At 71.1% G+C, this 21,803-nt stretch carries 1 protein-coding gene (cut by a window edge); it reads right to left on the bottom strand.

Features of this window, described 5'->3' with window-relative positions; genetic code table 11:
- Positions 1 to 21,803, bottom strand: partial view of an Ig-like domain-containing protein gene (locus AC0IZJ_RS01595; RefSeq protein WP_471845960.1) — the start only. 23,278 nt of this gene lie to the left of the window's left edge; only the first 21,803 of its 45,081 coding nucleotides appear in the window; it begins with the start codon at positions 21,801 to 21,803; the stop codon falls past the left edge of the window.

Below are 21,803 nucleotides of genomic sequence, written 5' to 3'. Positions count from 1 at the left end.
ACGCCGTTGAGTTCGATGTCGGAGAAGCTGTTGGTGCTGGTGTTGCGGATCAGCAACTCGGTCGCGCCGTAGCTGTGGCGGATGTTGAACTCGAACGGCGTCGTGTCGCTGCTCGGCCCCGTCACGTTGTCCACGTCGATGTGCACCGTGGGCACCGCCGTCGTGTTGACCGGGGCGATGTTGTTGAGGCGCAGGTCCTTCGTCGACTGGTTGGTCAGCGTGATCCGGTTGTAGGTGTGGACGAAGGTAAAGGTCGACTGCGTGCCGGCGATGGTGCCGGCCTGGATGTCTTCGCCAGGCTTGTAGACGCCATTGGCGCGGAAGTTGGCCGTGCCGATGTCGTCGTTGGTGATGTCGTTGACGATGACGATGCCGGCCAGGTTGCTGACCGTCACGTTCTGCGCCGTGACGACATTGCCGGCCGCGTCGATCAGCAGCACCGGGTTGGGGCCGGACGACAGGCGCGCGTCGGCGTTGAAGTCGATGTGCTGGTTGTAGGTGTGCGGCGTGCCGAGGTCGATGCTGCCGATGTCGCCCCAGGCGGGGTCCTGCACCAGGCGGTAGCCGGTGGAGTAGCCCTTCAGCTCGGAGCGCACGTCCAGTGCATGGGTCTCGAAGGTGGCGCCTGCCTCGGCGTTGACCAGCGTGTTCAGGCGCTGCTCGATGATCAGGTCGACATCGGTGTCGCCAGCGGCCGCATCGGCCTCGCCCTTGGAGTTGGCATAGGCGTCCAGGCCGCCGTGCGAGGCCAGCACATTGATGTTTTCCAGCGAGCTGACGAGCGCACCACTGCGCACGTTGACGACGGCATCCGAGAACATGCGCAGGTAGGCATGCGAGTCCGGGTTGGCGCCGGCTGCGGCCGAGTAGGCGTTGGCTGCGACGCGGCTCTTCGCGTGCGTCATCGCCGCGTCGAGCGTGATGTCATCGCCGGCCTTGACGACCGCGCTGTTGCCGACGTTGACCGTCGTCTGCTGGTTGGCGCCGCTGCCGCCCACGCGCCAGTACATGTCGGCATCGGAGCCGGCACCGAAGCCGCCGCTGGAGGCGCGGCCATTGACGTCGCCGTCGAACTGCGATTCGGCCTTGATGTTGACGTTGTGCGCGGCCGTGATGCTGCCGTTGTTGCCGATGCCGGACTGGGTGTCGTGGTTGAGCTGCACGCCGCCCGTCACGTCGGACGAGTTGATGAAGCCGCCGCCCTTGGAGTTGGCGTCGATGGTGCCGTTCTGCGTGCTCTTGGACAGCAGGCTGACCGAGCCGCCGGACGTCAGCTGCGCGCCGCTGCCGGCCGTGGCCTGCACCGTCTGCGTCGCATTGACATAGGCCTCGGAATAGCCCACGGCGATGAAGGCGCCACCGCTGGAGCCCGCCGTGCCGGCGCCGTTCGCGGCCGAGAAGGCGTTGAGCAGGATGTCGCCACCGGCCTGCACGACGGCGTTGTCGCCGACCGTCGCACGCACGTTGGTCACCACGTCGACGCGCGATTCCGAACCCTTCTCGCCAAAGATCAGCGCACCCGCCGCGCCCGACGTCTTGCCGCTGGACACGCCGTTGTCGACGACGCTGTTCACGAGTTGCAGCGCACCGCCAGCGCCCAGGAGCTGATGGCCGTTGCCGCTGCCGGTGCTGGTGATGTCGACCTCCAGCTGATGCATGCCGGTGGTGCTGGCGCCCGAAAGCTCGATGCCCTCGACGCCGATGGTGTGCTTGCCGCCGCCCGCGCCGAGGTTGATGGCCGCCCCACCCGCCGTCGCGGCGAGCTGGAAGGTGTTGGCGTCGATGAGCTTGACGTAGTAGGTGTTGCCAGCGCTCAGGCCCGACAGAGGTGCCGCGCCGACGCGTGTCAGCACATGGCCGCTGGCGGCGGACTCCGCCGTGTTGGCGATGTCGATGGCGGTGCCGTTGCTGGCATTCGCTGCCGTCGTGGCCAGCTTGATGTGGTTGTCATCGATGCGGATGACGTAGTAAGTCCCGTCGCCCGCCAGGTTGGTGATGGCGGCAGCCGGCTTGTTGGGGCTCTCGATGACGATGTCACGCAGGCTGTACTTGACCTGGTCGCCGGTGTTGAAGCCATGGGCGGCGACGGTGATCTGGTCTGCGCCGGCCGACTCTACGGCCGAGCCCTCGAACTGCTCGGCGCCCGCCGTGCGGTAGGTGACCGCCTGGCCTTCGGCAAAGCCGTGGCCGTTGACCGTGATCTGTTCGGTCGTCGCGTTGACGGCGCCGCTGAGGAAGGTCTTGGGCGCCACCGTGGCAGCGGCCGCAGTGGTCGCGAGCTTGATGGTCTGCGCGTCGATGACGCGCACGAAATACGCCTGGCCGTCGTTCAGGCCGCTGATGCCGGGGTTGCCGGCCGCGCGGTAGATGACGCGCTGGCCGTCGACGAAGCCGTGCTCGACGTCGAACTTGATCTCGTCCTTGGCCGCATCGACGGTGGTCGACTTGAACACCGAGCCGAGCTTGACGGCGGCGGCCGACTGCACGATGACCTGGTAGTTGCGCCCGTCCCCCAGGCCGCCGACGGCACCGTTGCCGCTCAGGCCGATGCTGTAGGTGACCGTGTCGCCGGTCGCCAGGCCATGATCGCCGTTCAGCGTGATGACGTTCGCGCCGGTGTTGACGCCGCCGGCGCCGAAGCTGGTGTCGGCGGTGTTGACGGTCTGGCCCTGGTCGGCCTTGAGCTCGACGCTTCCGCCGGCCTTCACGCGCGCGCCGGCCCCAATGTCGGCGCGCACGCTCGGGTTGATGTTGATGTCGGCCTTGGAGATGCTGGCCGTGCCCAGGCCGGCGAAGGAGCTGCCGTCGGCAACGCCGTCGCCCTCGGCATTGCCGTGGGCGCGGATGGCCACGTTGCCGCCGACGTCGACATTGGCACCACCGAAGAGTTCGGCGGCGATGGTCGGGTTGACGTTGACCACCGGTGCCGCGCCGTTGCCGGAGACCAGCAGGCCGCCCGTCGTGGCCACCGCCGTGGCCGCGCCGCGGCCGCCGCCGGAGGCGTCGATGGTCAGGCTTGCGCCGGTGATCTGGGCGTTGCCCACCGTCGCGCGGCTGCTGGAGTTGGCATCGGCGCGGGCATCGGTGGTGCCGATGGCAACGCCGAAGGAATAGGCCTCACCGTCCGAGCGCGCGCTGGCCTTGTCGGACACGGCAGACAGCACTTCGGTGCCGCCGTCGGCGTTCACCGAAGAACCGTTGCGGATTTCGGCGCTGACGGCCGCCGCAGTAGAGGCGAACGTGTCGGCGCCGTTGATGCTGGCAAAGCCGCTGCCACCGCCCGCCTCGCCCCTGGCTGAGGCGCCCTCGGAGCCGTCGTGCGCGGCGCGGATGGTGATGCGGCCGCCAGCGTCGAGAACGCCGCCCACCGTCGTCGCGACCGTCGGCGTCACCTGGGCATTGGCCTGCGCCTTGCCCACGGACACCAGCAGGCCGTAGGCATCGGCCTCCGACGTGGCGCGCGCGCCGCCGCTGGTAGCGCTGCCGAGCAGGATGTTGCCGCCGGCCGTGATGCCGCTGCCGAGCATGGACGTGCTCAGGTTGCGGGCGACGATGGCGTTGGAGTCGTTGGAGGCCGCGCCGATCAGGCCGCCGCCCGGTGCCGTGGTGTCGGTGGCCGCGCCCTGGTCGCTGATGTTGTCGATGGCGACATTGCCGCCGGCCGCGATGCCCGTGCCCGCGGCGATGGTCGTCGCCTGGTTGTCGTTGCTGTAGCTGTTGTTCTGGGCGTTCGTCAGCGTGCCGCCGGCAATGCTGTCCGCCCGCACATTGCCCTTGCCCATGATGAGGCCAAAGGCCAGGCCGTAGCCCTCTGCATTGGCGACGTTGCCGGAGCGGGTGGTGACGGTGAAGTTGCCGGTGCCGGCGGCGAGGTCGCTGCCCGAACCGCCGAGCGTCGTCGTCATGTCGGCCGAGGACTGGGCCAGGCTGTTGGCGCCGATGCCGGTGAAACCGGCGGAGCCGCCCGACGTGTTGGCGTAGGCGTGCGCGTCCTGCCCGCTGGCGCCTGCGCCGGTGTGGTTGTGGCTGGCCAGCACGGTGAAATTGCGCCCCGCGCTGACGTCGGCGGCGCCGACCGTCGTGTCCATGTCGGGGCGAACGCGTGCCGTCGCGTCGGAGCCGCCGAAGGAGCCCAGTGTCGACACCGCGAGGCCATCGGCACGCGCATCGGCATCGCCGGTGGAGACGTTGCTGATGATGACGTCGCGGCCGGCGCTGATGTTGCCGCCCGCGCCGATGCCGACATTGATCGTCGGCGTGATGACCGCGTTGGCCGTGTTCGAGCCGCCCGCGCCGAGCAGGCCGACGCTGGCTGCGTCGCTGTCGGAAAGCGCGACGTAGTTGCTGGCCGTGTTGATGACGAGGTCGCCGCCGATGGTGCCGGAGATGGCGCCGGTCACCGCGTTGGTCGTGCCGCCCATGGTGGCGCTGGACTTGGCGACGCCGCCCGCGAGGAGCAGGGCGCCGTTGAGGCTGTCGCCCTTGGCGTCGGCCGTCAGGCCAGACAGCGTGTCGAAGCGGACATTGCCCGAGGTGTTGAAAACGACGCCCGAGCCGGTGTTGTTGGTCAGGTTGGCCACGGTCGACGCCGTCGAGTTGCTGCCGGACACCGAGATCGACGCACCCGCGCTGGCACTGGAGCGCGCGAGCGCCTTGCCGGCGCCGGCATCGCCGTTGTTCAGGCGCACGGCCATCTGCACGTTGCCGTTGCCGCCGTGCGTGGTGACCTTGGCGTTGTTGCCGATGTTGGCCGTCATCGTCGGGTTGATGTCGACGTCGGCGACCGAGCCGCCGGCACCGACGCCGCCGGCGAACTGCACGCCATCGGCAATACCGGTGGCCTGGGTCGACGCATTGGCGCCAACGTTCACGGCACCGTTCACGTCGATGACCGCGCCGGCACCGATGCCGGCCGTGACGGTGGGCGTCACGGCGCTGGTGGACTTGGCACCCGAACTGGCCACGACCAGGCCGCCGGTGGCGGCGGAGCTGTTGGCGGTGGATGTCTGATTGGCGGTTGCGTCGATGACGAGGCCGCCGCCGTTGACCTTGGCCGCGCTGGTGGCGGCCGTGGTGCCGGTGGAGGTGGCCGTGGCCGTCATCGCGCCGCGCGCGCCGAGGCCAAGGCCGACGGCGCTGGCGGTGCCGTCGGCCGACACGTTGTTGTTGGCCAGGGCCTGCACGGTGACGACGCCGCCGTTGCCGTTCAGCGTGGCGTTGACCTGGGCGTTGACGTTGAGGTTGGCGCCGGACTTGGCCGTCGCGTTCGCACCGGAGCCGCTGATGCCGGCGCTGAAACCTGCGGTGTCCGCCTTGGCGCGCGCGTTCTGGCCGCCCTGGTTGTGCTGCGCCAGGATGTTGACGCCCTGCCCGCTCAGCGTCGTCGTGCCCTGCACGAGATTGGTCACCGTGGGCGTCACCTCGGCATTGGCCGACATGATGCCGATCGCGCCCACCAAGCCGACCGACAGGCCGCGAGACTGCGCGTTGGCATCGGCCTGAGACAAGGCCAGGATGTTGATCAGCCCGGCGCTGGTCACCGTGCTGGCCGAGCTGGCGTTGCCCGCACCGGCCGTCACGTTGCCGTTGGCCTTGGCCGTGGCGTCGCCGCTGTTGACGCCCACGCCCAGGCCGCCGCCCGACGCGTTGGCGTGCGCGTCGGCATAGTTGTGGCCGAGCGCGCGTACGTCGACGCCGGTGCTGCCGCCCGAGCCACCGGCTATTTCGGCCGTCGTCGCGCCATTGGCGTTGGACAGGGCCACCGAGCGGCCCAGCGCGACCACCAGGCCGATGCTGGCGCCCGAGGTCTCGGTGTGGCCGATGTTGGCCGCGTCGGCATGGATGCTCAGCGAGCCGCCCGCCGTCAGCACGCTGCCGGCACCGCTGCGCGCGGTCGTCGCCGCATTGGCATTGGCCGTGGCCGAAGCACCAGCGCCGCTGACCAGCCCCGCACCCGAGGAACTGCGCGCCAGCGCCACGGTGTCCTGGCCGTTGCCGGCTGCGCCGTCGTGGTTGTGGCTGGCGCGGATGCTGATGTTGCGGCCCACGTTGGCCGTCTCGTTGCCGGTCAGCGCGTTGATATTGGGGCTCATCGTCGCGGAGGCGAGTGAGCTGCCGAAACCAATGCCGGCGCTGACCGCCCGGCCCTGGGCCGTGGCCGTCGTGTCGGCCGAGGACAACGCGGTGACGATGAGGTCGCGGCCGACGCCGATGCTGCCGCCACCGCCGAGGTTGGCCGTGATGGTCGGGCTGAAGTTGGCCGTCGCCGAGTTGATCTGGCCGGCGGCCAGCAGGCCGAGGCTGGACGCCTGCGAGATGGCGTTGACGAGGTGGTTGGCGTAAGTCTCGACCTTGAAGTCGATGCCCTGGTTGCCGCTGACGGCACCGAGCGCCTGGCTCACCGTGCCGGTGACGGTCGCGCTGGACAGCGCGCCGCCCATGCCGCCGACGAGGCCGAAGCCGCGGGCGTCGCCGTTGGCGTCCACATGCGCACCGGCCTGCGTCGCGAAGGACACGCCGCGCGCCGCGTTCAGCGTGACGCCGCTGCCGGTCGTCGCGTTGATGTTGTAGTTGACGGCCGCCGTCGCATCGGCGCCGCCGCCGGCCGCGATGCCGCCACCGGCCGCGAAGGCCGTGGACGTGGCGCCGCCGGTCTCGTTGCTGCCGCCGTTGTGGCTCAGCGAGAAAATGATGTCGCCGGTGTTGGCGGACTGCGTCGTCGCGTTGACGCCGCTGCCGACGCGCAGCGTCATCGTCGGTGCCAGCGTCACGTCGGACCTGGACAGGCCGAGCGAAGGCCCGAAGGACACGGCCACGCCGGTGGCGGTGCCATCGGCATCGGTGTTGGCCGTGCCGGAGACGTTAATGCCGCCGACGACGTTGATAACCGCGCCGTCGCCCAGGCCCGCGCGCACGTCGGGGTTGACGGTCGTCGTCGCCCCCGCACCCGTGCCGGCGGCAAGCAGGCCGCCGGCCGTGCCTTCCGCAGTCGCCAGCCCGGTCTGCGTGGCGGTGGACTGCACGGTCAGCGAGCCGCCCTGCACGTCGGCGCCGCTGGTGGCCTCGGTGATGCCACCGGAGCGCGCCGTGGCGGACACGACACCCGCCGATATGCCAAGCGCGCCGCTGAAAGCATCGCCCGTGCCGGTGACCGTGTTGACGGCATTGGCCTGCACCAGCACGCTGCCACTGCCGGCGTTGAAACTGGTCGCGTTGCCCGTCAGCGCCTTGGTGTCGGCGGCGGCCGTGGCATCGGCGTCTGCGCCGCTGATGGAGATGCCGCCAGCCAAGCCGGCGGCGTCGGCCGTTGCCGTGCTGTCTTCACCGGCCTGGTTGTGGCGGGCGCGCACCGTGATGCCATTGCCGCTGACGGCGGTGGTGCCGCGCACCTCGGCCGTGACCGCAGGCGAGACCTGGCTGGTCGCGCTCATGAAGCCCGCCGCGCCGGCCAAGCCGAAGGAGAAGGCCTTGGCCTTGGCGTCGGCATCGGCGCTGGAGATGGCGTCGACGAGAACGGCGCCGGTAGTCGTCGTGCTGCTGGCGACGCCAGCATCGCCCAGGCCGGCGGACACACCGCTGTTGGAGCGCGCGGTCGCGCTGCCACCGCTGGCACCGGCCAGGCCGGCTGCGCCGGTCGCATTGGCGCCGGCCACGGCCGTGTTCTTGCCCTGCGCAATGACGTTGACGGACGTGGCTCCGCCGACACCGCCGCGCAGGTCGGCCGTGGTGCCACCGCCGACAACCGCCGAGCTGGTGGACTTGCCGATGCCGATGAGGCCGCCGGCCCCGAGGCCGGCCGTTTCGCCGCTGGCCAGGTTGGCCGCATCGGCCAGCACCTTGACCGTGCTGCTCGATGTGAGCTTGCTGCCCGCGCCGACGGTCGCATCAACATTGGCCGAAGCGGTGGCGGAGGCGGATGCACCCGTGCCGCTGACCAGCGCGCTGCCGGCCGAGGCCAGCGCCGTGGCGACGGTGTTAAGGCCGGTGGGCACAGCGCCGTCGTGGTTGTGGCGGGCCTCGACGAGGATGGCGCCGCCGGCTGTCAGCTGCTGGTTGCCGGTGCGCGCGAACACGGTCGGGCTCATCGTCGCCGTGGCGCTGGACGCACCGATGCTCGCAGCGACGCTGAGCGCCCTGCCAACGGCGCTGGCCGTCGTGTCGGTGCTGGACAGCATCTGCACCGTGGCACTGCCGGCCACGTTGGTCGTGCCGCTCCCGAGGTCGATGCCCATCACGGGCGTGAAGCTGGCCGTGGCGCTGTTGATCTGGCCGCTGACCAGGCCGCCGCCCGAGGCGCGCGCGGTGCTGGTGACGGGTTGGCTCGACACCCCGAGCGCGTTCAGGTTGCGCCCGACCGTGCCGCTGGCGCTGCTGAAGTTGCTTTGCGCACTGCCGTCGACGGTGGCGCTGGAAACCGCACCGCCGATGGCCGCGACCAGGCCGATGGTGTCGCTGTTGGCGGTGGACTCGACGTGGTTGCCGAGCTTCAGCTCCACGTTCAGGTCGCGGCCGGCGTTCAGCGTGACGCCGGTGCCGGAGCTTTGCAGGATGTTGTAGGTCGTCTGCGCCGAGGCGCCGGTGCCGCTGAGCCCCGCCGCCAGGCCCCCGGACGGCGCCGTGGCGGTGGCCGTGGCGCCGCCGGCACCGCTGCTGCCGTTGTTGACGCGCGTGGCAATCGTCAGGTCCGAGCCCACGCCGTTGGCACTCAGGCTGGCGCCGGTGCCGATGCGGTTGGTCATCGTCGGGTTCAGCGTCGCGTCGGCGATGGAGATGCCCATGGACACGCCGCCCGACAAGGCGACACCGCTGGCGATGCCGTCGGAGTCCGCGTTCGTTTCGGCCACGACGGAGATGGCGCCGCCGACGCTGACCTGCGCACCGTCGCCGATGCCGGCGTTGACGGTGGGCGTGACGCTGCTGGTGCCGCCGGCACCGGAGGCGCCCGCCAGCACGCCGCCCGCTGCGGCCTTGCCGGTGCCGTCGGCGTTCTGGTCGGCATGAGCCAGCACGGAATAGCTCGCGCCGGTCACGTCGGCGCCGCTGACGGCGCCCGTCGTGCCGCCGGTGCTGGCGTTGGCCACGACCGCGCCGGCACCAATGCCCGCCGCAACCGACAGCGCGTCGCCGGTGGCGATGGCGACGTTGGACGACAGGCCTTCGACGACCACGGCACCGCTGCCGCCGGCGATGGACGTGTTGTTGCCCACCAGCGCCTGGGCGCCGGCCAGGCTCCTGGCGTTGACGATGGCGCCCGACGCCGCCAGGCCCAGGCTGCCGCCGGCCGCGTCGGCCGTGGCGCGCACGTCCTCGCCGGCCTGGTTGTGATAAGCCCCCACGCGCACGCCGGCGCCCGACACGAGGCCGGTGTTGCCGGTGACGGTGGAGCGCACGTCGGGCGACGCCTCGGCGCTGGCGGCCATGATGCCGACCGCGCCGGCCACGCCGAGCGACAGGCCGAAGGTGTTGGCCGTGGCGTCGTTGCTGGAGCGGGCCTCGATGACGATGGCACCGCTGGCGTTGATGGTCGCGTCCTGCGCCGCGACGCCGACCGTCGTCTGCACATTGCCGTTGGCGCGCGCGGTGCTGCTGGCGCCGTTGGTGCCGACGATGCCGCCGCCGGAGGCGTCGGAGTCGGAGTTGGCAAGATTGCGCGCTTGCGAGCGCACCGTCAGGTCGGTGGACGAGCCGACGCCGCCGAGCAACTCGGCCGTCGTGCCGCCGTTGGCCCGCGCATTGCCGACGCTGACGCCGACCGTGCCGCCGCCGATGGAAAGGGCCAGCGCCTCGGCCTGGGCCTCGTTGTTGTTGTAGGCCAGCACGTCGACGCGGCCGCCCGCGCTGACGAGCGAGCCGGAGCCGATGCTGGCCTTGACGGCACCATTGGCCTCGGCCGTGGGCACCGCGCCGTTGCCGGTGAAGCCGCCGAAGCCGGGCGCGGTGGATTGCGCCCAGGCGCCCTTGTTGGCCAGCGCAGCCGTGCCGTTGTGGTTGTTGCGCGCCTGCACGCGGATCAGGCCGCCCGCGTTCAGCACCGAGGTGGCGCCGAACAGCGCCTGCACGACGGGCGAGAACGTGGCCGAGGACAGGCTGACGCCGGTCGCGCCGGCGCCGGCGGTGACGGTCAGCACATCGGCGTCGGCGCGGCCGGTGGTGATGGCGTCGACGGTCGCTTCGCCGGTCGTCTTGATCAGCGAGGCGTCGCCCACGGACGCGCGCACCAGGGGTGTCACGTCGACGATGGCGAAGTTGGCGCTGATGGCGACCGCGCCGACCGAGAAGGCCAGCGTGTGCGCGTAGGTGTCGAAATCGGCGGTGGCGCTGACGTGCAGCGCGCCGACGTTCAGGCCGGCCTCCTGGCCGATGCGGGCGCCGGCGCCGACGTCGGCACTGACCTGGCCGTCGCTGCTCAGGCGTGTGAAGGAGGCACCCGCTGCGACCGCACCGGCGGCGCCCTGGGCGGTGTCGAGATGGATGGTGCGGTTGGAGACAGCCGTCACGTCGACGCTGGCTGCGGCGCGCACGCGGGCGCTGTCGGCCAACGCGCTTTGCACATAGCTGCTGTCGCTGAGCACGGACACGGCCGCACCCAGGCCGACGAAACCGGCGCCGCCCGCGAAGGCGATGGCATCGACCGTGCTGTCCAGCCGCGAGCTGACCTTGAACTGGCCGCCAGCCGTGTAGCTGCCGCCGGCGTTGGCGTTGGTGTTGAAGGCAGTCGAGAAGACGCCGATGCCGGCGCCGATGCCGCCCGCGCCGGCACCGATGGCACCGACGAGGAAGTCCACATCCGCCCATTGGCGGGCGTTGACGGTGATCGCGTTGCCCGCCGTGATGCTGGTGCCGCCGGCCACGGTAGCTTCGGTGCCCTGCGCCGGGTTGGTTGCGTTGATGGCTGCCAGCCATTCGGCCTGGCTGGGGCCGGAGCCGTTGACGAAAGTGCCGGCTGCGCCAGCGCGTTGATTCACGCGCTGCTGGCCGCTGCCGGCCGAGCCGTTTTGGAAGCCGCCCAGCACGCTGCCAACCTGGCCCTTGGCCAACGTCGCCTGGCGGGCCGCGTCGCTGTCGCCGGAGTCATTGCTGTGGTCGCCCTCGGTGCCCTTGGCCTTGGTCAGGCTGTCGGCCGACGTGCCCTGGTCGTTTTGATAGCTGCGCTCCAGCGGCGTGCCGACGGACCAGACCGTCACCGCACCCGCCGCGCCGACGAAGCCGCCGGCGCCGGAGATGGTCAGCGAGTCGAGATCGATCTGCGACAGGCCGTTGATGGCCACGTCGCCCGCCGCCGCGACATCGGCATTGCCGAGGATGCGTGCCGCCGTGTCGTTGCGCAGGCTGCCTACCTGCACCGCGCCGCCGACGCCGACGAAGCCGCCCGCGACTGCGCCGGTGAAGTGCGTGCCGCCAGCCACGTTCGCCGCCGTGACGTAGACGCCCTGGTCACTGTCTGCGCCGGCGTTGCCGCCGTTGCGGTTGATCTTGGTGTTGGCGCCGATGATGGCCGTCGTATCGCTGTCCAGCAGCGTCACGCCGACGCCGCCGCCCACGCCGACGTAGCCAAAGCCGGCCGCGACGTCGAGGTGGAAGAAGTCTTCGCTGCTGTTGGCCTGCACAACGACGCCATGGCGCTCAGTGGTGCCGACACCGCCCGCGCCGACGCTGCCGTCCAGCATGCCGAGCAGGCCGGTGCCGGCGCCCTTGGCATCGACGGACGCGCCCGTCAGCACGCCGGCGTCAGTGTGCTTGGTGATGCTCATGACGCCGACGGACGCACCGACGCCGACCGTGCCCGCGCCGAGAGCACCGGCGATCATGGTCACGTCGGTGGTGTCGCTCGCCAGCACGCCGACGTCGCCGCCCGCTTGCACCGAGGCTGCGGCGCCGATGGACGCCGCCGTGTGGTTGTCCACCACGAGCACGTTGACCGCGCCGCCCACGCCGACCGTGCCGGCGGCGATGCCGGCGGAAATCAGCACCAGATGGTCTTCGTTGTGCGCCTGGACGACGATGTCGTCCTTGGCTTTGACGCTGGCGTTGCCGTTGATGCTGGCCGTGGTGTCGTGCGTCAGCACGGTCACGTCCACGCCCGGGGCGACGCCGACGGTGCCGAAGCCAAGCGCGCCAGCCAGCGCCACATGCGAGAAGTCGTCGCCCGCGCCGACCAGGACGCTCTGGCCCGCGCCGGCCGTGCTGGTGTCGGCGTTGACGTTGGCGCTGGCGCCGACGGTGGCCGTCGTCGTCGTGTTGACGACGTTGGTGGCCGAGCCGACGCCGATGCCGGCCGTGCCGGCGCCGAGTGCCACGGCGAAGGTCTCGATGTCGTCGCGGTTGGTGGCCGTCACGGCCACGCCGGTGAAGCCGCTGCGCGTGTTGGGCGTGGCGACGCGGTTCTTCGTGAAGCTCAGGTCGTCACTCTTCTTGCCGTCGCCGGACTCTGCCTTGAAGGTCGGCGTGCCGACCTCAAACGCAGCGGCGCTGCCCTTCTGGCCGGCGGCTGCGTTCGGCAGGCCGGTCGTGCTCTGCGGTGTGGATGCGCCATAGCCGACGCCGATGCCGCCGTCCTGCACGACAAGGCCGGCGCGCAGACCATCGGCCGTGATCCTGGCGCCCTCGCCCACCAGGCCGACGGTGTTCTTGTTGGCCGTGACGACGCCGACCGCCGCGCCCACGCCGGCCGAGCCGGAGGCGCCGACCGAGCCGGTGATGAGGTCGATCTCCGAGTTTTCGTCCGCCGCGACGACGATGCTGCCCTGGGCATGCACGTCGCCCGCGCCGGCGCTGGCCTTGGCGTCCGTCGGGTCGTCGCCGAGGATGGCGCGGGTCGTGATGTTGAGCACCTGCACGTTCGCATCGGCCGCGACGCCGACGCTGGAGCTGGCCGCCACGCCGGCCGCGACGGTGGAAATGTCCTCGTCGGAGTGAGACGTGACCAGCAGGTCGCCGTCCACCGTGCCGGTGGCGCCCGAGCCCAGGCGGGCTTCGGTCGTCTTGTTGACCGTGTTGACGACGACGCCCAGGCCGACGCCGACGCTGCTGGAGGCGGCGATGGAGCCGGCTACCGAGACGATGTCGGTCTCGTCGCTGGCGCGCACCTTCATGGCGGCCTGCGTCGCGCCCGAAGCGGTGCCGACGGTGAAGGTGGCGCTGTCGTCGATGCGCGCCCGGGTCGTCTCGTTCAGCACGTTGACGACGACCGAGCCGGCCACGGCCGCGCTGCTGGACGCACCACCGCCCACGGCGATGGTGACGAGGTTCTCGTACGACGTGGCGGCCACGTCCACACCCCCGGTCGTGCCGGCCGTGATGGCTGTGCTCGGGCCGACGAGGGCCTGCACGGTGTCGTTGTGGACCAGCACCGTACTGGAGAGGCCGACGCCGGCCGAGTTGCCGTAGGCCAGCGCCCCGGCGATCTGCGTCATGTCGAACGGCGCATCGGCCACCACGGCCAGCGCACCACCGGCTTGCAGCGCCGAGCCCGCACCGCCGGCCGTCGTGGCCTCGGTCGTGTTGCTGATGATGTAGACGGACACGCTGCCACCCACGCCGGTGCCATCGGTGGCTACGCCTGCGGTCGCGGCGACGCTGGTGATGTCCTGGTCCGAGTTGGCGCGCACCGTGATGTCGCGGCCCGCCTTGACCGCCACGCCCGTGCCGAGCGTGGCCTTGGTGTTCTCGACCAGCACGGTCACGTCCAGGCCGATGCCGACGCCGGCATTGCCGATGGAAATGCCACCCGCGCCCGCGCCGCCTTCGATGTTCGTCTTGCTCCTGGCGCCGACGATGACGTCCTGAGCCGCGCCGGCCGCGACGCCCATGGCGGCGTCATTGACCTTGGCGCCGTTGTCCAGACGCGCAATCGTGTCCAGCGTGTAGATGTTGACTGCCGCCGAGCCTGCGCCCGCCGCGCCGTCGGTGGAGATGCCGCCGGAGATGGCGAGGTTGCTGACCGTCAGGCCGCCCAGCGGATCAGGCAGGTCCAGCGTGGCCGGGATGACCTGGCCGTTGGCGGTGATGGTGGTCGCGTCGCGCGCGGCCAGCGAGGCACCCGCGCCGACGGTCGCGTTGGTGTGCTCGACGACGATGTTCAGCCCGACGGACGCACCGACGCCCGTGCCGCCCGTGCTCAGCGCGGCCGCGCCGGCGATGGCCTGGATGGCGGTGCTCTGGTCGGCAACGACATCGAGCTTGCCAGCGCTGGCGCGCACCTGTGCACCGGCGCCGACCGTGGCGGCCGTGTCCAGCGTGACGATGTTGATGGCGGCGCTGCCGGCCACCGAGGTGTCCTTGCCGCCTGCGGCGGCGACGCCGAGGCTGCGGAATTCATGGTCGCCGCTGTCGCCCGGGCGGTCGGCGCGGATCAGCACCGAGGCGCCGCGCAGGTCGGCATTCGCGCCGACGCTCGCTGTGTTGCTCGCGTCCACGACGCCCAGCGCCACGGCGGCGCCGACGTTGGTCTTCTTGCTCAAGTCGATGGCATCGCCGGTCGCCAGGTTGATGGCGTTGTAGTCGGCGGTCGCATCAACCGTCATGGCGCCGCCGGCCGTGAGCTTGACGCCGTCAGCCACGCTGGCCGTGTTGTCGGTGACGAGCACCTGCACGACGACGGCTGCGGCCACGCCGGTGCCGGACGAACCACTGCCGCCGGTCTCGCTGCTGGTCTGGGAGTTGGCGGAGCTGGTCTGGTCGTTGCTCTTGGGCAGCGTGCGGTCGCCGCCGTTGTTAGGGTTGTTGTTGACCTGGTTGTCGGCTTCCTTGTCGGAGCTGCGGCCGCCCGAGTCGTTGCCCGACGCGCTGGCCTTGGCGGTGCCGGTGGCCAACACCGTGGCGCCAGACGACACGTCGGCAGCGCCGCCGGCCGTGACGTTGCGGGCCAGCCGCGCGCTGACGTCACCATCGACAACGGTGACGACGACGGACGCGCCAACGGCCGTGTCCTTGCCGGCCGCTTCGGCCTTGGCGCTGCCGCTGACCTGGTCGAGGCGGAAGGCGCGGACGGCGGCGTCGCCGGCGACCGTCAGCGTGCCGGCGCCCGTGCCGACATAGGCATTCGTGTCGTTCGTGGCTATCGTGACGGCCGCCGCCACGCCGACGCCGGTGTCGCCCTTGGCGCCGTTCTCGGTTTCGGTGGTGATCGTGTCCTGCGCGGTCGACGCGACCGTCATGGCGGACACATTGCCGGCGATCTGCGCGCCGTCGGAAATCGTGGCGTCGAGGTTGCGGTCGACAACGTTGACGGCAACGGACGCACCGACGCCCACGTCGCTGCCGCCGGCCTGGGCGCCCTCGTTCTCGGGGATGGCCTTGGCCGTGTCGCTGGCCGTGGACTGCGTGATGGCCTGGAGCGAGCCGCCGGAATCGGCACCCGACAACGTGGCGCCGCCGTTGAACTGGGCGCGCGTGTCCTCGTTGACGACGTTGATCGCGACCGAGCCGGCCACGCCGATGTCGCCACCGCCCGCGCCGCTCTTGGCGCTGGCCAGCGTCGTGTGCGTCGTGTCGCCGCCGACGTTCGTCATCGTCGCGCCGAGTTGCAGGCCGTCGGCGGTGATGACGACGCCGGTATTCACCAGCGCTTCATTGGTCGTCGCCGCGTAGTTCACCGCGACCGCGGCACCCACCGCGGTGCCGCCATCGCCGGTCGTGGCGCTGCCGTCGGCAATCGCCTGCACGTCGGTGTTGGCAGAGGACTGCACCGAGACGTTCTTCGTCGGCGTCGTGATCGTGCCGGCGCTGATGCGGGCGCGGCTGGTGGCATCAGTGACGTTGACGCCCACGGCGGCCGCGACGCTGACGGTCTCGCTGCTGCCGCTGTCGCCGCTGGTGGAATCGGTGCTGGCGACGCCGGCCGAAGGCGTGGCGGCGCTGCTGCTGGAATCGCGCGCGCCGCCGTCACCGGCTGCGGAGTTGCCGAGGCCACGGCCAGCGGCGGTCTTCTGATTGACGCCGTCGTTGTCGGCGTTGCTGCTGCTGTCGTCCTGTTCGCCGCCGACCGCGCTGGCCTCGGCCTTGCCTGTCGTGCTGACCTGGCTGGTGCCGGCGACGCTGACGGCGCCGGTGCTGGTGACCGAGCGGGCCAGTTCGGCAGTCGAGTGGTCGAGCTCGACGTTGACGGCAACCGCGGCGCCGATGGCCGCGTCTTCCTTGCCCTCGGCCTTGCCCTTGGCCGTCGTGTTGTTCGTCGAGCGGAGGTCGGCCGTGACGGTCAGGTCGCCCGTGGAAGTCAGCAGGCCGCCCGTGCCCAGGCGCGCGATGGCGTCCTGGTTGGCCACCGTGACGGCGACGACGGGTGCTACGGCCGTGCCACCCTTGGCGCCGCCCTCGGCCTGCGTCGTGATCGTGTTCTGCAACGCGGCCGAGATCGTCAGTGCGCCGGCGGTGGCCAGGCCCGCGCCGTTGAGCACCTCGGCCCGCACGATGTGGTCGGGCACGTTGACGGCGACGGACGCACCGACGCCGGTGTTCTGCGCGTCGACCTGCACGCCCGAGTCCATCGGCGTGGCCTTGGCCGTGTCTGCATGCGTGCTCTTGGCCGTGACGCTGCTGGCGCCCGCGCCGGCCTGCGCGTTGCCGGCCAGTTCGGCCGTCGTGCGGTCCACCGCCACATTGACGGCCAGCGCGCCGGCCACGCCGGTCTTGGCGCCGCCGGCGCCGCTCTTGGCTTCGGCCGACGTCGTGTGCGTCGCGCCTTCACCCGACGCACCCGCCATGCCGGCTGTGATGTTCAGGCCCTGGCTGTTGATGCTGCTGCCGGCCAACACGCGTGCATCGTTCGTGCTGTGGCCGACGTTGATGGCAACGGCCACGCCGACGCCGGTGTCGTTGGCGTTGTTCTCGTCCTTGGCGCGCGTGCTGCCGTCGGCAATGGCTTTGGCGTCGCTGTCGGCCGTGGTGGCGACCGTGACGGTGCCACTGGAGTTGATGTTCGCACCCGAAACCGTCGCGGTCGCCGTCGCGTCGGCGATGTTGACGGCTACAGCCGCGGCTACGCTGACCGTGCCGCCGCCCGAGCCTTCGGCCGATGGCGTGGAGGTGGAGGACGCCGAGTTGCGTGCGCCGCCGCTGCTGGCGGCCGAGTCGCCCAGGCCGCGCGCGGCGGTGTTCTGGTCGTCGACGGCCTTGTCGTCGCTGGCGGAATTGCTGTCGTCTTCCTTGCCGCCCACCGCGCTGGCCTTGGCCTGAGCGGTGACGTCGGTGTCGCTGGCGGCGGTGATGCCGACGCTGGTCGTGCCCGTCAGGTTGCGGTTGACGCTGGCGCGGCTCTCGTCGTTCTCGACGTTGATGGCAATGGCGGCACCAACTGCGGCGTCCTTGCTGCCTTCGGCCTTGCCCTCCGCCTTGGTCGTGTTGGTGGACTTGAGGCTGCTGGCGACGCTGACGGCACCGGTCGCGTTGATCGCGCTCGGGCTGGTGCCGATGCGGGCGATGGCGTCCTGGTTGGCCACCGTGACGGCCACGACGGGCGCGACGGCGGTTTCGCCCTTGGCACCGCCTTCGGCCGTCGTCGTGATGGCGTTCTCAAGCGAGCCGCTGACGGTCAGCGCACCGCTGCTGGAGACGGTGGCGCCATCGGCGATTTCGCCACGGGCGATGACGTCGGGCACGTTGACGGCGACGGACGCACCGACGCCGGTGTTCTTGGCATCGGCCTGCACGCCGGAGTCGGTCGGCGTGGCGCTGGCCGAGTCGGCATGCTTGGTGGCGGCGCTGATGGTGCTGGCACCGGCGCCCGCATTGACGTTGGCGCCGGTGAGGACCTCGGCCGTCGTCCGGTCGACAGCCACGTTGACGGCCAGCGCGCCGGCGATGCCGGTCTTGGCGCCGCCCGCGCCGCTCTTGGCTTCGGCCGCGTTGGTGTGCGTGCCACCGGCCGCCATGCCGGCACGCACGTTGACGCCCTGGCTGGCGACGACCGCGTCGCCCAGCACGCGCGCCTCGTTGATGTTGGTGACCGAGTTGATGGCCACGCCGACGCCCACGCCGGTGTCGTTCGGGTTGGCTGCGTCCTTGGCACGCGTGCTGCCATCGGCCATGGCTTTGGTGTCGGTGTCGGCCTTGCTGTCGAGGCTGACCGCGCCGCCCGCCGTCAGCGTGCCGCCGCCCGCCGTCGCGCGGCTCGTCGCTGAGCCGACGTTGACCGCGACGGCCGCCGCCACGCTGACCGTGCCGCCGCCAGTGCCCTGGGCGGACGGCGTCGACGACGAGGAGGACGAGTTGCGTGCGCCGGCTGAGTTCGCGGCCGTGTTGCCGCTGTTGCGGGCGGCGGTGTTCTGGTCGTCGACGGCCTTGTCGTCGCTCGCCGAATTGCTGTCTTCCTTGCCGCCGACGGCGCTGGCCTTGGCTGCTGCCGTGCTGGCGGCGCCGCTGGTGGCCGAGATGCCGATGGCGCCCGTGCTCTTCAGGCTGCGCGCGGTGCTAGCGAGGCTCTTGTCGTTTTCGACATTGACGGCCACGGCCGCGCCGATGGCGGCGTCCTTCGCGCCTTCCGCCTTGCCTTCGGCTTTCGTCGTGTTGGCGCTGACCAGCGTCGCATTGACGCCAATCGCGCCGCTCGCGTCGATCAGGTCGCCGGTGCCGATTCGGGCGACTGCGTCCTGGTTGGCGACCGTCACAGCCACGACCGGTGCGACCGCCGTGCCGCCCTTGGCGCCGCCCTCGGCGGTCGTGGCGATGGCCGAGTCGGTCTTGGCGTTCAGCGTGACCGAGCCGGCTGGCGTCAGCTTGGCGCCGTTCTCGATCTCGGCGCGGCTCAGGTGGTCGGCCACGTTGATGGCGACGGACGCACCAACGCCGGTGTTCTCGGCCACGGCGCCGCCGCCGTCTGGCAAGGCCTTGACGGTGTCGCCGGTGGTCGAATCGGCGTCGAGCGTGACGGCGCCGCTGTGGGCGTTGACCTTGGCCGCAGGCGAGAGCGTCGCCTCGAACTTGCTGATGCCCACGCCGATGGCCAGCGAGCCGGCCACGCCGGTGTTGCCGGTGGCCGCACCCGAAGTGGCCGTTGTCGTCGCCTCGCTGCGCTGGCCGGACACGGTCGTCGCGCCCAGGGCGAGACCCTGGCTGCTGACGCTGCCCGTGGCGCTGCCGCCCACGCGGGCGCTGCTGCTGACCTCGGCCACGTTGATCGCCACCGCCGCGCCGACGTTGGTGCTGCCCTTGCTGGCGATGCCGCTGGCGTCGGACTGGGCGTCGAGGTCGGTCTCGTTCTTCAGCGACAGCAAGCCGCTGGTGGTGATCTGTGCGGCATCGCCCACTCGCGCCGTGCTCTGGCCGCCGAGGTGGTGGATGGCGATGGCGGCAGCCACCGTGACCGGGCCTTCGCCGCTGCTGGCCTGCGGCGCTGCGCCCGAAGCGCCGCGTGCGCCGTTGTTGCCGGCTGCCGTGTTGCCGGCGCCCTGGGCGGCGGTGCCCTGCTGGCTGGCGTTGTTGCCGTTGTCTGTTGCACCGCGGGCGGCGGCTTTGGCCTCGCTGCGTGTGAGGCCGGTATTGCGGCCGGTCAGCAGCACGGCGGCGCCGGCTTGCAACTTGCCGTCCAGCGCCAGCTCGACGACGGGCGCCACATGCGTGACGACGACGGAGGCGCCGACGGCGGCGCTGTCGCTGCCCACCGCGTCGCCGTGGCCCTTGGCCAGCACGTTGAGCGCGCTCTTGGCGTCGCTGGTCAGGCCTCCGCTCAGCGTGATGTCGCTCCCGCCCAGCGCGCCGACCTTGGCGTCGCTGTTGACCACGGTGATGGCTACGACAGGCGCAATCGCCGTTCCGCCGCTGGCACCGCCCTTGGCCTCGGTGTCGACGTCGCCGGTGGCATTGGCGTTTTGCGCCAGGCTGGTGCCGGTGAAGATGGCGCCGGTGTTGGCCTGGGCCCGCGTCGTCTCATCGACCACATTGATGGCGACGGACGCACCGATGCCGGTGCTCTTGCCGGTCGCGCCATCCACCTTGGGCAGCGCGCGCGCCTGGTGGTGGGTGTTGCTGGTGGCGTTGAAGGTCACGCCGCCGGTCGACGAGGCCGCGCTGCCGACCTCCTGGACGGCCTCGGTCGCCAGTACACCGACGTGCAGGGCCAGGGAGCCAGCCACGGCGACGCCGCTGGTGCTGCCCGCACCGGACGTGGCAATGGCGCCAAAGTTGGCGTCGGTCGTCGTGCTGGCGGTGAACGTGGCGCTGGGCGCGGTGATGGCGGCGCCGTCGCCAAGTGAGGCGCGCGTCGTGCCGTCGATGAAACTCAAGGCGGCGGCCACACCGACGCCGGGACTGCCGGTCGCGGCGCTGCCGTCAGCCTCGGTCGTCGCGGCGGCGCCGGCGACGGTGGCCGTCGACGACATGGCCGACACGGTGACGGCGCTGGCGCTGGTCACATTGCCGCCGGCCAGGCGGGCGGTGGTGTCGCCGCCGACATGCGTCACGGCCACGGCGGCGCCGAAGTTCAGTGCACCGTCGCCCGTCTGGGCGTTGTTGTTGGCGAGCTGCTGCTGGCCCTGCGTGGGCGTGCCGGCGCCCGGCTGCGTCGCGCCGCCGGCCGTGGCCTTGGCGGACGTGTGCACGGTGCGCGCAGCAGTCGATACGGCCGTGACGCTGCTGCCGGCCAGGGCCGCCGTGTCGGTCACGTTGACGGACGTGTTGCCACCGAGCTGCGTGACGGCGACCGTGCCGCCCTTGGCGCCGTTGGCATTTGCACCGGCCGTGCCGTCGGCGATGGTGTCGACGCTGACCGTGTTGGTCGCGGTCAGGATCACCGCGCCGGTGGCCGTCAGCGACGAGCTGCCGCCGACCGTCACGCCAGCAGAACTGCTGACGATGGACGACGCGACGGAGGCGTCCTTGTCCGCCGCGGTGCTGTTCGCGTCCGGCTGGGTCGTTGCTTTGGCCGTGACGGTGGAGTTGGACGCCAGCGTGATCTTGCCTGCGGTGGCGTTCAGGTTGGTGGCGCCGGACAGCGTGATCTGCGCGTCGGAGCTGGTCTGCACGAACGCGACCTTGATCAGGTTGCTCGCGTAGCTGGAGTCCGTCGTGCTGACGCTGACGCTGGTGTTGACGATGAGGCCGATGTCGCTCGCGGTCAGCGTCGCGCCGATCAGGTTGATGGCGCCGCTGGCATTGCCGAGCAGGTTGAAGCCGTCCAGCAGCGTCACGCCGTCCGTCACGGCCTTGGTGACGCCCAAATACATGTCGCTGGCTTGAAGCGTCACGCCGCTGGCGGTGATGGCCTCCTGCGAGTCGACGTTGAGCTTGCCTGTCGTCGTGAAGCTGCTGGCGAAGACGATGTCGTCCGTGCTCTTCAGAAACAGCGTCGCCGGGTTGTAGAAGTCCGGGCCGCTGCTGTTGAAGGTCAGCGTGTCGTCGCTGATCAGCGGAATGTCGGTACCGCCGTCCAGTTCCACCATGACGGCGAAGGGCGAGGTGGCCGTCGTACCGGCGGCGCCGTCGTCATAGCCGAGATCGACCTGCACCTTGTCGCTGATGCCGGGCAGGCCACTGATGCTGATCTTGACGTTCTGGTTCAGCGCCACCTGGCCGAGCGAGGTGCCCAGCGTGTTGTCCCAGACGCGGATCTGCGGCCCACCGCCGCTGTAGACCGTCTCGACCTTGAGGTCGCCGGAGTGGACGTTGATCGTCAGCGTGCCGGCGGGTGCGAAGGCAGCCAGCGGGATGGGGGTGTCCGACAGCAGCAGGCGCGGCTCGAGGTGCTCGAAGACGAGTTTTTCGCGAGCCAGCGCGGCTTCGGCTTTGGGAGCGGTCGACGGCTTGGCGGCCTTGTCTGCGTCGGGACGCAGGGTGTGCTGAAGCTTCTGCCAGAAATTCTTGCGCTTGGCCAT

Source organism: Roseateles sp. AC306, from assembly GCF_979253795.1.
Note: the sequence above shows the minus strand (reverse complement) of the source record. Positions and strands in the feature narration are given on the sequence as shown.